At 32.0% G+C, this 14,384-nt stretch carries 14 protein-coding genes and 1 riboswitch; of the genes, 7 read left to right on the top strand and 7 right to left on the bottom strand.

Going from position 1 to position 14,384, the window contains the following annotated elements; genetic code table 11:
* Positions 1-856: 856 nt before the first annotated feature.
* From ILYOP_RS15010 to ILYOP_RS15000, 3 genes are all read right to left on the bottom strand, one after another.
* Entirely contained in the window at positions 857-1,234 is a 378-nt protein-coding gene (locus ILYOP_RS15010) for a tetratricopeptide repeat protein (protein ID WP_013389321.1), read from the bottom strand.
* A gap of 18 nt (positions 1,235-1,252) precedes the next feature.
* A riboswitch (cyclic di-GMP riboswitch) is annotated at positions 1,253-1,339 on the bottom strand.
* A 393-nt stretch (positions 1,340-1,732) separates the two neighbouring features.
* Positions 1,733-2,308 carry a recombinase family protein gene (locus ILYOP_RS15005; protein ID WP_013389320.1) on the bottom strand — a complete coding sequence of 192 codons (576 nt, stop codon included), beginning with the start codon at positions 2,306-2,308 and terminating at the stop codon, positions 1,733-1,735.
* A complete protein-coding gene (locus ILYOP_RS15000; RefSeq protein ID WP_013389319.1) occupies positions 2,293-3,324 on the bottom strand; it encodes a PDDEXK nuclease domain-containing protein in 1,032 nt (343 codons plus the stop codon). The genes ILYOP_RS15005 and ILYOP_RS15000 overlap by 16 nt, the downstream gene beginning before the upstream one ends.
* Positions 3,325-3,895: 571 nt before the next feature.
* On the opposite strand from ILYOP_RS15000, the gene ILYOP_RS14995 reads away from it, so the two are divergent.
* The 7 genes from ILYOP_RS14995 (at position 3,896) to ILYOP_RS15610 (ending at position 9,596) form a co-directional block, all read left to right on the top strand.
* Positions 3,896-4,597, top strand: a complete 702-nt coding sequence (locus ILYOP_RS14995; protein WP_013389318.1) for a GntR family transcriptional regulator — start codon at positions 3,896-3,898, stop codon at positions 4,595-4,597.
* A gap of 32 nt (positions 4,598-4,629) precedes the next feature.
* Positions 4,630-5,595: a TRAP transporter substrate-binding protein gene (locus ILYOP_RS14990; RefSeq protein WP_342633617.1), complete on the top strand. Its 966-nt coding sequence runs from the start codon at positions 4,630-4,632 to the stop codon at positions 5,593-5,595.
* Positions 5,596-5,720: 125 nt separating this feature from the next.
* Entirely contained in the window at positions 5,721-6,227 is a 507-nt protein-coding gene (locus tag ILYOP_RS14985; protein ID WP_013389316.1) for a TRAP transporter small permease, read from the top strand.
* A complete protein-coding gene (locus tag ILYOP_RS14980) occupies positions 6,218-7,525 on the top strand; it encodes a TRAP transporter large permease (RefSeq protein WP_013389315.1) in 1,308 nt (435 codons plus the stop codon). Before ILYOP_RS14985 ends, ILYOP_RS14980 begins: the two co-directional genes overlap by 10 nt.
* A gap of 26 nt (positions 7,526-7,551) precedes the next feature.
* A complete protein-coding gene (kduI, locus tag ILYOP_RS14975; protein ID WP_013389314.1) occupies positions 7,552-8,382 on the top strand; it encodes a 5-dehydro-4-deoxy-D-glucuronate isomerase in 831 nt (276 codons plus the stop codon).
* A 69-nt stretch (positions 8,383-8,451) separates the two neighbouring features.
* Positions 8,452-9,222 (top strand): 2-dehydro-3-deoxy-D-gluconate 5-dehydrogenase KduD, encoded by a 771-nt coding sequence (gene kduD / locus ILYOP_RS14970; protein ID WP_013389313.1) that lies wholly within the window; start codon positions 8,452-8,454, stop codon positions 9,220-9,222.
* A gap of 173 nt (positions 9,223-9,395) precedes the next feature.
* Positions 9,396-9,596, top strand: a complete 201-nt coding sequence (locus tag ILYOP_RS15610) for a YhcH/YjgK/YiaL family protein (protein ID WP_245546536.1) — start codon at positions 9,396-9,398, stop codon at positions 9,594-9,596.
* 105 nt (positions 9,597-9,701) lie between these two features.
* Here ILYOP_RS15610 and ILYOP_RS14965 read toward each other — a convergent pair whose 3' ends face one another.
* The 4 genes from ILYOP_RS14965 to ILYOP_RS14950 form a co-directional block, all read right to left on the bottom strand.
* Entirely contained in the window at positions 9,702-10,634 is a 933-nt protein-coding gene (locus ILYOP_RS14965) for an electron transfer flavoprotein subunit alpha/FixB family protein (protein ID WP_013389312.1), read from the bottom strand.
* The gene (locus ILYOP_RS14960; protein ID WP_013389311.1) at positions 10,627-11,424 is read right to left on the bottom strand and encodes an electron transfer flavoprotein subunit beta/FixA family protein; all 798 of its coding nucleotides are present in this window, start codon (positions 11,422-11,424) and stop codon (positions 10,627-10,629) included. The genes ILYOP_RS14965 and ILYOP_RS14960 overlap by 8 nt, the downstream gene beginning before the upstream one ends.
* A gap of 63 nt (positions 11,425-11,487) precedes the next feature.
* Complete coding sequence (locus ILYOP_RS14955) at positions 11,488-12,786, bottom strand: MFS transporter (protein ID WP_013389310.1); 1,299 nt, start codon at positions 12,784-12,786, stop codon at positions 11,488-11,490.
* Between the two features lie 18 nt (positions 12,787-12,804).
* Positions 12,805-14,232: an FGGY-family carbohydrate kinase gene (locus ILYOP_RS14950; protein ID WP_013389309.1), complete on the bottom strand. Its 1,428-nt coding sequence runs from the start codon at positions 14,230-14,232 to the stop codon at positions 12,805-12,807.
* Between the last annotated feature and the right edge of the window lie 152 nt (positions 14,233-14,384).

Here is a 14,384-nt window from a genome sequence, read left to right as displayed (position 1 = left end):
ATGGTATATCACTTTTTATTCTCCATACTCCCTTTATTTTATTACTCCATTTTAGCTTATTTTATCTATATTTCCAAGTAAATTTATTAATTTATTAATAAAATAAGGCTTAAAAGTCATCATCTATCAGGAGAATATAATAATACCATCTCAGTTACGGAGAATAGTATGAAATTAGTATCTCTTATATTTTCTAGCCTTAAACACATCTCACATAGGGAGAACCTAGTAAAATCAATGGTTACAGATTTCATCATGGATACGGAGAATTTTTTTAAATGCTCAATCTTAGTAAAATCAAGCATTAAAACCATCACACTTGCGGAGAATTTAACAAAATCAATGCTTACAACATCATCATGCTTGCGGAGAATTATCATAAACAAATTTTCATTTGAAAAATAAGGGCTTAAAACCATCACGCTTGCGGAGAATAAAATAAAATTGGTACTTACAATACCATCTCAGTTACGGAGAAAACAAAAAAGTCTACAAGACATTATTTTTCTTGGCTTTAAAACCATCACACTTGCGGAGAATCCTTTAAAATTAAGGACTACTTATATCATCACACTTGCGGAGAATTTTTTTTTTCAAAATATGCTTCAATCCATTATAAATATTGGGCTAAAAAAGTTTATTAAAAAGATAAAAAAAGGGACTACATTATTACATTATATACATAAAACATAACATAAAAGGTTGAGTTGTTGTTTTTTCTTTTATTCTAATTATTAATCTTTAAGTTTAAGTTGCTTTAATACAACTATAGAACTACCTAAAATAAAAAAAAGTCTAATATTTACACTTAGACTTTGATTGAAAAAAAACTAGATAACATATCAAATGTTTTGCACTACCCTATAAATTTCTGTAGGATAATATTTTTATTTTTATGTGCTAGTAAATCTGATGAGTCTATTTTTAAAATAAGGTTATAATCAGAAATAGCACCATTATAGTAATTTAATTTTTCTTTTGTTATAGCTCTGCTATGATATGCATGTAAATATTTTGGATTAAGTCTTATGGCTTTGTTATAGTCCTTTAATGCACTCATGTAATTTCCTAATTTGAAGTTTAAATTTCCTCTGTTAAAATAAGCAACAGGGTTCTTTGGATTAGAATAAATAGCCTTATTACAGATTTTTAGTAATTTTTTCTCTTTTTCTGATTTCTTTTGTTCTCCTGGAAAATCATTTTTATCAAATTTTCTGAATAAAGTTTTGATCATATGCTTCCTCCCAAAAATCTCGACAACTGGCTGTCATATCTTAAGAAAGAATTAGACCCTATAGTTTTGTGTCACAGGATTTCTCCTGTTTTACCTTTTTCGGAGTTATTTATTTTTTATTCTTTATATAATCGAGTAATAATAAAATATAATGAAATGCTCAATCTGAGGTATATTACTACTTGTCTTTACTATCTAAATTAAATTTTGGGGCGACAGTCACCTTGGGGAGATGACTGTCGGATACTACTTTTGGTTGAAAAAAGTTTTCATTATAGGAGTGTTTCTATTAGTGACTCTTACAATATACATATATTTCATTTATGTCAACTATGTGTCAAAAGATTATTTATGTGATCTTTTTCAGAGAATTATGAACATTAATGGAATTAAAAATTTTAAACTTACTTTTGCAATAGCCGATGAATATTAAAAATAAAAATTTGAGTGACATGTATCTTTTAGTACCCCACAAAACGTCATATAAAAGATAGAAGTCTATTGACTTCTATCTTTCCATTCTTTCCAAAGCTTATAATAAGTCCCCTGAGAAAAACCACTTAAATGAAGAGCTTCCTTGGCTTTCAGTTCTTTTCTATCAACTCTTTTAAAAAGATCTTTTATTCTGTCATCTAAATAAATAACTCTCTGTTTTCCCTTATATTTACCTTGAGATTTTGCATATGCAATCCCGTCTTTCTGTTTTTCTAGCATAAGTTCTCTTTCAAAGGTTGCCACTGCCCCTAATAAAGTTAATATAAACTTACCAGAGGCTCCCTGAGTACTTATATCTTCTTTTAACGACTTGAACCCTACCCCTTTAATCTGGAATGTTTCTACAAGCTCTAAAAGATCTTTAGTACTTCTTGCAAGTCTACTAAAAGAAGTTACTATAACAGTATCTCCTTTATGCAGCTCTTTTTTCATTTTCTGTAACTCAGTTCTATCGATATTTTTCCCACTGATTTTTTCCTCATATATTTTTTCACAGCCAGCATTTTCTAGTTGCTTTATTTGGGCATCAATATTTTGTCCGACTGTGGAGACTCTTGCATATCCTATTTTTCTTCCCATGAGTCTCCCTCCTCTAGTAATGAAATATCTTTTAATATTTCTCTCTCGAGTTGTTCCTCTGTAGGAAGATGGAGTTTATATTTAGAAGTAAAGATTTGTTTTCCTTCAGAAAGTATAGAATACTTTGCCACAGCTTCATTTTTATCACTGCAAAGGATGAGTCCGATAGTGGGATTGTCACCCTCGCCTCTCATTTTATCTTCAAAGATTCTTACATACATATCCATTTGACCAACATCTTGATGAGTAAGCTTTCCTCTTTTTAGATCAATTAATATAAAACATTTTAAAATATAGTTGTAAAATACAAGGTCTATGTAGAAATGTTCACCATCCAGGTCAAAATGTTTCTGTCTGGCAACAAAGGAAAATCCACTTCCAAGCTCTAGCAAAAATTCCTGGAGTTGTTCTATTAAACCACTTTCCAAGTCTTGCTCTGTAAATGATGGTCTGTGTTTTAGGTTTAAGAATTCCAATACGTATGGATCTTTTAATACATCTCTAGGAGCTAATTCTTTAGTTTTTTCTATGGCTTCAGTTATTACAGGTTCTTTTTCTTTACTGGATAGCAATCTATCATAGTAGAAAGAATTTATCTGTCTTTCCAGTGCTCTTGTAGACCAATTCTCTTTTTCACATTCTCTCATATACCAGTTTCTCGCAGAAGAATCTTCGACCTTTAAAAGATGCCTATAGTGAGTCCAGCTTAATTGCGTACTCACTGAGTTCATATTTCCAAAGAGCTCATAAAACCTTTTCATATGTTTTAAATTTCTTATATTAAATCCTTTACCAAATTCTTCAGTAAGTTTTTCAGATAGATCCTTTAGAATACTTTTACCATATTGAGCTCTAGTGGCTCCTTTAAGTTGGTCTTCTACGATAATTTTTCCAATATTCCAGTAGGCAATGACCATAGCACTATTCACAGAACTACGGATAGAATTTCTTGTAGAGATAATTATTTCCGAAATCTCTTTGCACAAATTTAGATTTACTAAGTTATTTTCATTCATGCTTTCCCCCAAAATTATAATATAATTGATTGTACTACATTATAGATCTAAAGTTCAAGAATAATATTACATTTTAGATATAAAAACAACTTTTAATATAATAAAAAGGCCTAAGTACAAACATTACACTTAGACCTTGATTAACTTATAATTTTTATTGTTGCAGTCTCTGAATCTAGAACATTTCCAAAACTCATAACTCATAATTTATAATTTTAGTAGCATATGAAACTGTATGGGTAATCTCTATCGATATTTTATGTATTGATAGATTTCTCGAGTTTCTTACCTCTGCAATAACATCTTTGACAAATTTATTGATTTTAGATCGCAAGAAATGATTTAAATATTTTATAGATATTAAGAAAATCTATGTTTTTTTAATATCTTTTTTTTCGATCTTCTTCAGGAAAAATAGTATTAAACTATCTAGAGTTACAAACTAACATTTGAAATATGAAATTGTTTATGTTGACAATTTAATGAACTAAAAGTATACTTGTTGTATCTAAAACAAGCATTGTATACAATGTATACTTTAAATACAATATTATGGATTTTGGGGGGGATTATGTCAAATAAGACAAATACTGAAAAAATATACAGAGAATTAGAAAAAGAGATCTTAAATTTAGAATACAAACCTGGACAGGTTATAACGGAACATGAAATATCAAATAAATATAAAATATCAAGAACACCTTGTAGAGATATACTCCAAAAACTAAAAATGTCAGGCTTGATAGAAAGTATACCGTTCAAATCTAATTATGTGGCATTGCTTGACCTTGATATTATCAATCAAAGTATCTACATGAGAATGGCTATAGAAACTATGATTGTAAAAGATACAATGAAAAATTTAAATGAAAAATTAATTGCAGAGCTAGATTATAATTTGAAATTGCAGGAATTGCTTTTAAAATCAGATTTCACGACAGAAGAATTTTATGAGTTAGACTGTGAATTCCACAAAATTATGTACAGAGCAACTGGTAACTTGTTTATCTGGGAACAGATACAAAAAGCTCAGGTTCACTACCATAGGTTTAGAATGCTAGACATCGTTGCGGTAAAGAATTTTGAAGCGATTTTTCAAGACCATAAAAAATTATTAGAAACAATTAAATTCAGAAAATTTGAGGAATTAGAAAAAATTATTGATACTCATATTTATAGCGGGATAAGAAGACTCAAAGATAAAATAAATACAGAATTTTCAGACTATTTTATAAAAAAAACCAATAATACAAATATCAAGGAGGAAAAATAATGAAAAGGTTTACAAAAGCATTGGCAACAGGGATGGCAGCACTATTTTTATTGGTGGGATGCTCAGGAAAAAAATCAGATGAACCAAAATCTAAATTACTGAAATTAGCATTCAACCAGTCTGAAAATCATCCTCAGTATAAGGCTCTAAAAGAATTTGGAGAAGCACTAGAAAAAGAAACAAATGGTGAATATACATTAGAAATTTCTCCAAATGCACTTTTAGGTGACCAGAGAGCCGCAACTGAGCTTGTTCAAAATGGAGTAATACAGATGGCAGTAGTGGCAAATCCAGTAGTTGAAAATTTTAATAAAGATTTCGCAGTAATAGGACTTCCGTACATTTATGATAATTTAGAGCATCAAAAAGAAGTTTTTATTTCTGGAGCTTTAGATGATCTATTTGGCTCTGTAAAGGGTAGTGGATTTGAGGTTTTAGGTGCATTTACAGCAGGTTCAAGAAACATATACACGAATAAACCTGTAGAAAAACCAGCAGATTTATCTGGATATAAGATTCGTGTAATGCAGTCTGATACAATGAAAAAAATGGTAGACTACATGGGTGGAGTAGGAACTCCAATGGCTCAAAGTGAAGTTTATACAGCTGTACAGCAAGGTGTTCTTGAAGGTGGAGAAAATAACGAAGTAACTTACGTAGACCTAAAGCATTATGAAATAGCTCCTTACTTCTCTTATACAAATCACCTGATGGTTCCTGATTTGATTATTATGAACAACAGCACGTACGATGAAATGTCAGATGAAAATAAGGTAATTCTTAAGAATCTGATAAAAGAAACTATAAATAAAGAGTTTATTGCATGGAATGAGAATGTAGAAGCAGCCAAAAAAATAGCTAAAGAAAATGGAGCAACTTTTGTTGATGTATCAATAAAGCCTTTCCAAGAAAGAGTAAAGCCACTTCAGCAAAGCGTTATAGATTCTTCAGAGAATTCTAAAATACTTTATGATGCTATAAGAGATTTAAGTAAGTAATCATTGACTTTTCAACTTGTGCAAAATTTTATTTTCTAATTATCTGGAGAAGATAAATACACATGCACAAGTTGAATTAATCGTTTAACCTTTATCTTTATTAATAAATAAGTCAGGAGTAAGATATGAATAAAATAAAATTGATTTTAGATAAACTGATACAACTCTTTTGTATCAGTTTAATGGTTCTAATGACTGTCTTAGTTAGCTGGCAAGTTTTCACAAGATATATTTTTAATAAACCCAGTGCTATGACAGAGCAATTATCTCAATATCTCTTTGTTTGGCTGGTTTTATACGGAGCTGCCTATGTCTTCGGACAAAGAGATCACATGAAAATTGTATTTGTCAAAGAAAAACTGCCTTTCAAATTTGAAATAATGGCAGACATTATCCAGGAAATATTAATAACTATTTTTACTTTAGGCATAATGGTTTATGGTGGACAGCTTTCCACCATGAAACAGATGGGGCAGTTAGATGCATCACTACAAATTCCAATAGGAGTAGTATATTCTGCAATTCCTATCAGTGGAATATTTATAATATTTTATGCTCTTTGTAATATAAGAGAACTATATTTCATTAAATATAAAAAGTCAAAGTTAGGAGAAGATAAATTATGGACTTAGCAGTTCAAACAGGAATGATTATGTTTACTTCATTACCAATACTCTTATTAATTGGTGTGCCTATCAGTATAAGTATCGGTTTTTCCTCAGCACTTTCAATGCTAATGGTTCTACCTCTTGACGGGGCGATGGTTACGTCAGCACAAAGGCTCTTTATAGGAACCAACTCTTTTTCACTTTTGGCAATTCCTTTTTTCATCCTTGCAGGAAACATCATGAACAGAGGTGGAATAGCAATTCGTCTGATAAATTGCTCTAAGCTGATAGGAAGAAGGCTCCCTGGTTCTTTGGCACAATCCAATATAGTTGCAAATATGCTTTTTGGAGCAATCAGCGGTTCTGGCGTTGCGGCAGCGGCAGCGGTAGGAGGGACTATTGCACCCCTTCAAGAAGCAGAAGGGTATAAACCAGAGTTCAGTTCTGCAGTAAATATTGCTTCAGCTCCTACTGGAATGCTTATTCCTCCGAGTAATACACTTATTGTTTATTCAACAGTTGCAGGTAGCGTATCTATATCAGCTCTGTTCATAGCTGGATATATTCCAGGAATATTATGGGGACTTGGGGTAATGGTAATCGCAGCTATTATGGCAAAAAAAGAAAATTATATATCCACAGAAAAAACAACTTTAGCACAAAATATTAGAACTATTTTAGATGCTATTCCTAGTTTACTTCTAATTGTAATTGTTATAGGTGGGATACTAAAAGGTGTATTTACAGCTACAGAAGGATCAGCCATTGCGGTAGTTTATTGCTTAATGCTCTCTTTGATTTACAAAGAGATAAAATTAAAAGATCTGCCAAAAATATTAATGTGTTCAGCAGAGATGACATCAATTGTAATATTTATGATCGGAGTTTCTTCCATGATGTCATGGGTGATGGCTTTTACAAATATTCCTCAAAAGATATCTATATTATTATTAGGAATAACAGATAACCGTATAATCATATTGTTGATCATGAATTTACTTATGCTTATAATAGGAACTTTTATGGACCCGACTCCTGCAGTTCTAATATTTACACCAATTTTTCTTCCTATTGCAGAAAACTTTGGGATGAATCCCATTCAATTTGGAATCATGATTGTATTTAACCTTTGTATAGGTACTATCACTCCACCGGTAGGTCCGATTCTGTTTACTGGTTGTAAGGTAGGAGGAATAAGTATAGAACGGGTATTTAAAAGATTGCTTCCATTTTATGTAGTTACAACACTAATATTATTGCTGGTGACTTTCTTCCCAGCTTTATCTATCGCATTACCTAAGATGTTTGGACTAATAAAATAATTTAAATAAAAGGAGAAGATTGTTTGATGGAAATAAGATACGCTTCAAGTAATAAAGATGCTAAAAAATACGATACAGAAAGGTTGAGAGAGGAATTTTTAATTCAAGGGTTATTCAAATCAGATGATCTTAAATTGGTATACTCTCATTATGATAGAATTATTGCAGGATCAGCTTGTCCTGTTAAAAGTGAATTAAAACTAGAAGCAGGAAAAGAAATTGGAGCTGAATATTTCCTAGAGAGAAGAGAACTCGGGATCATCAATATAGGAGGAGCAGGAACTGTAATTCTCGATGGTGAAGTTCATGAGCTTGGTTCAAGGGATGGTTTATATGTCGGAATGGGTGTAAAAGAAGTCTCTTTTAGATCAATAGATTCTAAAAATCCGGCAAAGTTTTATCTGAACTCAGGTCCGGCTCACAGATCTTATCCTACTGTAAAGATTGATATCAATAAAGCGAATTCTGTAAAGCTGGGAGAGGCAAAATCTCTAAATGTGAGAACAATTTATCAATATGTTCATCCTGCTGTTTGTGAGTCTTGCCAGCTAGTAATGGGGATGACTATGCTTGAGGAAGGATCTGTATGGAACACAATGCCAGCACATACACATGACAGAAGAATGGAAGTTTACGTATATTTTGATATGGAAGAGGAGACAAGAGTTTTTCATATGATGGGAGAACCTACAGAAACAAGACATATAATAATGAAAAATGAAGAGGCTGCACTTTCTCCATCCTGGTCTATTCACTCGGGTGTAGGTACGGGAAGGTATACATTTATCTGGGGAATGGTTGGAGAGAATCAGACATTTACAGATATGGATCATGTTGATATGGACAATCTCAGATAATGCATTTAAAAGAAACAATTAATACTTAAAAAAGTTTTTTAGTTAAAAAATATTGGGAGGGAAATAAGAATGAATTACTTACAAGACTATTTTGGATTAGATGGAAAAGTCGCAATGATTACCGGAGGAAATACAGGAATTGGAATGGCTATAGCCACTGAACTTGCTAAGGCCGGGGCAGACCTTTTTATTTATGCCTATACAGATGAAAATAAAGAAGAGCTTACTAAAGTTATTACAGATATGGGAAGACAAATTAAATTTGGTAATGGAAATCTAATGAAGGAAGAGGACGCTTCAACTGCAGCAGACCTTTGTGTAGAAGCCTACGGGAAGGTAGATATATTGGTAAATAATGCTGGAACTATTCATAGAGCACCTCTTTTAGATGGAGACAACCAAGGGTGGAAAAATGTAATAGACCTCAATCTGAATGCAATATATTATATTTCCAAGAATGCAGCTAACCATATGGTTAAGCAAGGAGGTGGGAAGATAATAAACATTGCATCGATGCTTTCATTCCAAGGTGGGAAATTCGTACCCTCTTACACTGCGTCAAAGCACGGAGTAGCAGGTCTTACTAAGGCATTTGCTAATGAATTGGCCGGAATGAATATACAAATTAATGCAATTGCACCTGGTTATATAGCAACAGCTAACACTGCCCCTATAAGAGCTGATGAAAAGAGAAATGCTGAAATTTTGGAAAGAATTCCTGCCTCTAGATGGGGAGAGCCTTCAGATCTTGGTGGAGCAGCAGTATTTCTGTCAGCAAAGGCGTCTAACTATATGAATGGTCATATTCTTTGTGTGGACGGCGGATGGTTAGTAAGATAAATTTATAGATACTGTTTTTTATTGAGGGAGATTTTTAGAAGATCTCCCTCAATTTTTCTATATAAATACAATACTTCAAGACTCGGAGGATATTAAGTGATTTATGGAAATTTAGAAAAATTGGGAGATATCACCATATACCCAGTGTCTATACAAAAACAATCAAATATCTTATGGATACAGATCTTGCCAACATAGAGGCCGGGGTATATGAAATTCAAGGAAGGCATATGTACGCACAGATTATGGATATAGAAACTGCCTTTAGAGAGTATAAAAAGCCAGAAGTTCATAGAATTTGGGTCTCTATCCTCCCATTTTTTCCTGAACTTCTAAAAGAGCTTTATGACCTTTTTAATGTCCTAAGTTTCTGATAATATATTTACAATTTGTTCTCTTTCTGCAGATATTTTTTCTCTTTTTACCATAATAAAAAGCCTAATTATTTAAATGCTATTTACAGACTTTTTTGGACAGTCTCACATATTTTTTTCTATTCTTTGATTCAACATATCTATAAAGGTTACTGCATCCCCTTCTACCACTACATCCGATATAAAACAGATAGGTGCATTTTTATTCTTATTTACTGATATCAGGTGTTGTACGTTTTTCAATCCCACTACGTGTTGAGATGTTCCGTGAATACCTAATGCGATGTATAGTTTTGGACTCACAATCTTTCCTGATTGCCCGACCTGAATATCCCTTTTTACATATCCTCTGTCTACTAACCATCTACTTGCCGAAACATTCCCGTCTAGATTATCTGCTAAAGTATATAGTTTAGCAAATTGATCTTTAATTCCGCTTCCACCTGAAATTAATATGTCACTTGACCTTATATCCTTAGTTTTAGGTTTTTTATATCTATCTTGAATAACTACTGAGTCTGTTGGAGTTATAGAGTCTTCATATATCTTCGTTATTTTTTTGCTGTTAATATTTTTTTCATTCTTAAACATCAATGGTCTTATAGACATCATTACAGGTTTTTTATCGCATACTATACTCGCAAAAAGTTTTCCTTCAAAAGCCGGTCTTACCATTACAATATCTTCACCATTCTTTTCAATCTCAGTTACATCAGCACAGAGACCTGTATCTAAGGCCATAGCTACTCTTGGTGCAATCATTCTACCTAAAACTGTAGCAGAGAAAAGCACATAATCAAAATTTTCATTGCAATGTATCTCCTTTATGTACTCAGCAATCACTTTATTATTATATTTATCAGCTTGAGAGCACTTTATCTTTATTAGTTTATCTATATTAGAGTTTTTAATATCTATTTTTTCATCAAAAGAAATAGCCCAGATCTCATTTTTTTCACTAATTTTATTTGACACATTAATAAGATCTTCGTAATAATTAGTGTTTCCAGCCTCTAAACAAATCAAAATTTTATTCATTTTTAATAAAACCTCTTTCTAACAAATAATTATAAACATAGTCAATTCCTTCACTGTCACATCTAACTATTTTTTTCGTTTTATTTACAGTTTGTTTAGGTTTGGCTTTTATAACCTTAGTAGGAGAACCTTTGAGACCTATTATTTCATCAGCAATAGATAAATATTCATTGTTCACTATTTCTATTCTATCTACCACGTCCTTCTTAAGATCTGCGTACTTTGGATAACGAAGTTTATATTTTTTATTGCTCTTTAAACTAAGTAATGTAGGAATTTTAGTATTCAAATTTAAGATCTCATCCTCTAACTCAATCTTAAAATCCAAAGTATTATCTCTTACAAAATCTATTTGACTCACATCGGAAAACTGATTGATGTCTAAAAGATGAGCAACTTGTGGTCCGATATGTCCTGTATCACCATCTTGAGCTCTGCTTCCACTTAGTATAAGATCGTATTCGCAATTTTTCAGATACCCTGACAAAATATTACTGGTTGCATAGGTATCGGAACCTGCATATTTCTTATCGCTTATAAGGATCCCTTTATCGATTCCTCTTCTGACTACATCTTTCAAGTTTTCTAAAATAGACATGCTTCCCATAGTTACAGTCGTTATTGATACATCATTATATTTTTCTTTAAGCTGTAATGCACACTCAACAGCACATGCATCGTGGGGATTTAAAATCATGTTCATCCCATCTCTAATTAGAGTATTAGTTTCATAATCATATTTAAACTTATCTATATTTGGAACAAATTTAATTAAGCAAATAATATTCATATTTTTCTCCATAATAAATTTTAAATCCATACAGATCAAATGATCTGCATGGATCCGTTAATTTTATTGATCTTCAGTGCTATATTGTAAATCTTCAAGAACTTCCTTTGTTTGTATAGACTTTTTCCGAAAGATAGTTATTGCGATTACTCCTATAAAACCACAGATAGCACTAGTAATAAAATAAGAATTATAGCCTCCATTACCGCCAAAAGTTCCAAATAATACACTATTTACCTTTGGTATTATCATATCAGGAAGGTAACCGATAAATGAAATTACACCTATAGAAAGACCTAAGATTGCGTTATTAAGTCTACAATCTCCAAGAAGAGACCAGTATAGTCCTCTTATAGCATAAAGCATTATAGCAAGTAAGATAAATAATGCAAAGAAAACTATTTTTGGAGTAGTGTAAGGCAATACAGAGATTCCAATAAGTAGAACAGAAGCAAATCCTACAGCCATTTTAAGTGTTTTTGCTTTTCCAATTTTATCAGCAATAAATCCACCACAAATTCCACCTACTGGACGCATCCATAGTATTATAGTTGTAACAAGACCTACAGTTACTGGATCTACTTCTATATTAGTTTGTAAGAATCCCCCTACATAGTACACAGTCCAGAATACTGTATAACCCATAAATATTATAATTCCTAAGTTCCATACAAAACCATTGGAAAATACACTTTTGAAATCGTCAATTAGGTTACGTTTAAGAGAATTTTTCTTTTCTTCTTTCTCTACATTACTTTTATTATCTTTTAGAAAGATAGCCATCAAAATAGATAGAGCAAAAAGTGAGAAGGTATACATATATATTACTTTAACAAGAGCCTCTCTTTTTAATACTATATCACTTGATTCACCTAATATCGAAGAAAATAAGGCAAGACCAATCGACGCAAGTAAAGCTTCTACTACTCCTCTACCACCGTCAAGTATTCCAAAAAAACGTCCTTCTTCCTCCTTTGTAGACATTAGTTTTACAATTTTAAGATGAGCTCCCCAAAATGTAAATACTGAAAAAAATCCCCAAATAGCAAAGATTATTTTAACACTCGTATAACTAGGTATTTGTGCATACCAAAGTCCGCCTAAACCAGAACCAAATAAAGATCCAACAAGAAGTTTTTTTGCAGAAATTTTGTCAGCTAACCAACCACTAGGAAAATATCCAATAACATACACTAGTCCTAATGTGCTATATATAGTATTTAATTGTTCATTTGTAATTCCAAATACCTCTATCATTGTAACCTGATAATTAGTTCTAAGGTACATTAAAGCAAAAATCATGCCTGCTGCTAAAACTACAAGAAGAAACTGAAAATATCTACTGGTATTATTTGTTTTCATAAGATCCTCCTCTTTAAATTAAAAAATTGAATGTGCTACCTTTAAAACTTCATCTGTATGTTTTCTAACATTTTTTATCACCTTATTATTTATTTCATCATAAAATGAATAAAGTTTTTTATTTGGTTCAAATACTTCTTTGATTCTGACCATATTTTCTATTGCTTCATCAAAGGAGTCATAGATGCCAAGATATTTAGCTGCGCATATTGCAGCCCCTAAGCAAGCACAACTTGTTGCTTCGTTTCTTTTGGTTGGTAAAGCAAACATGTCCGCTATTATTTGCATCATTAAGTCGCTTTTAGATCCACCACCTATTACTGTTATATTGTCAATCTCTGATCCTATTTCATCTAACATATCATATATATTATTTTTAATATTGTATGATATAGCTTCTAAAATAGAACGATATATATGAGCATTTGTGTGTCTGTGATCAAAACCAAGCATAACCCCTTTTCTAAAATCATAAGCTGAATTGTTTAACCAATCTAGCAAAGTTATCAAACCGTCACTTCCTGGAGGGACTGTTTCCCCAATTTGATTTAAATACTCTTCTTCAGAAATATTTAATTCCCTAGCTTTATTAATAACTTCTTCTCCCAAAAGGTTTTTATACCAACTTACAGTCCACATACCTCTTCTTATTCCTGTAGATTCATAGACATATTTAAAAGGTACACACGCTAACGTTGGAAAGAAGCTTTTAGCATTTTCAAAATAATTCTCTCTTATAAGCATAGAAGATATAAAAGTTCCTAAAGAGATCATGATTGATTTATCATTGTTGATACCTGAACCCAAAACTTCGACAGCCTTATCATTACCAGTTGCCACAACTTGAATACCTTCTTTTAGGCCAAATTCTTTGCACAACTCAGCTTTTAGTGCACCATAGCTTTCCCCCGGTTTTATTATTGTAAACAGTTGATCTCTTCTCAAACCATTTTCCTCAATGACTTGATCATCTGTTGACCAATCTAATGTTTTTCTGTCAATTGGCCAATAAACTTCTAAATTACTGCAAGTATCTTTAAATTCTCCTGTCATCCTGTTAGCAAGATAACCTGAGGTAGTTGTAACATATTTTACCTCATCATTCTCATGTACATACGGAACAGATAATCTGCTGTCCATCCAACTTAAAACAGGATATGCCAACGAACCATCTTCTTTTAGAAGTGCACGACAACACCTGATTGTGCATAGTCCTATGGCAAGGATATCACCTTTATCTCCATGAAATTTATCGAGACAATCCTTTAGTCCGCCACGAACACTATCCCATAAATCATCATCTGGGTGCAACACTACTCCACCCTCAGCAGTATAAAGGTTTTTAAGAACCTTTGATCCATAACAAACTTCATTTCCTTCTAAGTCAAAAATAGTAACTTTAGTACTTTGTGAACCATTGTCTATACCTATTAAATATTTACTCATAATTAATCCTCCTACTCCTTTGGACAACATCAGGACGAAATGAACTCATAAAGTCCAAAATGTTCAAAAAGGCTTTTGCCCCAAAAATTACCCATATGTATTCTATTCCAGTGTCTATTTTAATTAACACTGTATAAAATACATATGGGTTT

Origin of the sequence: Ilyobacter polytropus DSM 2926 (genome assembly GCF_000165505.1) — a bacterium.
GTDB lineage: Bacteria > Fusobacteriota > Fusobacteriia > Fusobacteriales > Fusobacteriaceae > Ilyobacter > Ilyobacter polytropus.
Note: the sequence above shows the minus strand (reverse complement) of the source record. Positions and strands in the feature narration are given on the sequence as shown.

Coding starts and splice junctions, on each gene's coding strand:
- ILYOP_RS15010 (WP_013389321.1), bottom strand. CDS start 1,234: ATGATCAAAACTTTATTCAGAAAATTTGATAAAAATGATTTTCCAGGA.
- ILYOP_RS15005 (WP_013389320.1), bottom strand. CDS start 2,308: ATGGGAAGAAAAATAGGATATGCAAGAGTCTCCACAGTCGGACAAAAT.
- ILYOP_RS15000 (WP_013389319.1), bottom strand. CDS start 3,324: ATGAATGAAAATAACTTAGTAAATCTAAATTTGTGCAAAGAGATTTCG.
- ILYOP_RS14995 (WP_013389318.1), top strand. CDS start 3,896: ATGTCAAATAAGACAAATACTGAAAAAATATACAGAGAATTAGAAAAA.
- ILYOP_RS14990 (WP_342633617.1), top strand. CDS start 4,630: ATGGCAGCACTATTTTTATTGGTGGGATGCTCAGGAAAAAAATCAGAT.
- ILYOP_RS14985 (WP_013389316.1), top strand. CDS start 5,721: ATGAATAAAATAAAATTGATTTTAGATAAACTGATACAACTCTTTTGT.
- ILYOP_RS14980 (WP_013389315.1), top strand. CDS start 6,218: ATGGACTTAGCAGTTCAAACAGGAATGATTATGTTTACTTCATTACCA.
- kduI (WP_013389314.1), top strand. CDS start 7,552: ATGGAAATAAGATACGCTTCAAGTAATAAAGATGCTAAAAAATACGAT.
- kduD (WP_013389313.1), top strand. CDS start 8,452: ATGAATTACTTACAAGACTATTTTGGATTAGATGGAAAAGTCGCAATG.
- ILYOP_RS15610 (WP_245546536.1), top strand. CDS start 9,396: ATGGATACAGATCTTGCCAACATAGAGGCCGGGGTATATGAAATTCAA.
- ILYOP_RS14965 (WP_013389312.1), bottom strand. CDS start 10,634: ATGAATAAAATTTTGATTTGTTTAGAGGCTGGAAACACTAATTATTAC.
- ILYOP_RS14960 (WP_013389311.1), bottom strand. CDS start 11,424: ATGAATATTATTTGCTTAATTAAATTTGTTCCAAATATAGATAAGTTT.
- ILYOP_RS14955 (WP_013389310.1), bottom strand. CDS start 12,786: ATGAAAACAAATAATACCAGTAGATATTTTCAGTTTCTTCTTGTAGTT.
- ILYOP_RS14950 (WP_013389309.1), bottom strand. CDS start 14,232: ATGAGTAAATATTTAATAGGTATAGACAATGGTTCACAAAGTACTAAA.